Consider the following 325-nt stretch of genomic DNA (forward strand, 5'->3'; position numbering starts at 1 on the left):
CGTCCCGCAGAGCCCGCTGATATCTCAGCTCGCCCTCCACGCTCGCGCGGATGACGCCGGCGAGCTGGGGGTCCATGCCCTCATCCTCTGCCGTGTCCAGCAGATCGGTGGCGGCGGCGTACGCCTGACGGGCCTCGGTGAGGGCCTGCGACGCGACGCGCTTCTCGCGGCGGATGCGGTTGAGCATGTCCCGGGTGGTCTCGATCTCGTCGCCGTCGAACAGGGCCGCGCAGTAGGCGCGGGCCGCGCCGTACGAGGCGGCGGTGTGGTCGGCGGTAGCGGTGGCGTAGGACCGCATCTCGCTCCATGTGGTGGTCATCATCTG

The 325-nt window shown here is 70.8% G+C and carries 1 protein-coding gene; it reads right to left on the reverse strand.

Features of this window, described 5'->3' with window-relative positions:
- The coding region (locus RMT89_RS41965; RefSeq protein ID WP_315889012.1) for a hypothetical protein at positions 1-298 on the reverse strand (298 nt) is incomplete at its 3' end.
- Positions 299-325: the final 27 nt, after the last annotated feature.

It is taken from the genome of Streptomyces sp. P17 (assembly GCF_032436805.1).
In the GTDB taxonomy this organism is placed as follows: domain Bacteria; phylum Actinomycetota; class Actinomycetes; order Streptomycetales; family Streptomycetaceae; genus Streptomyces.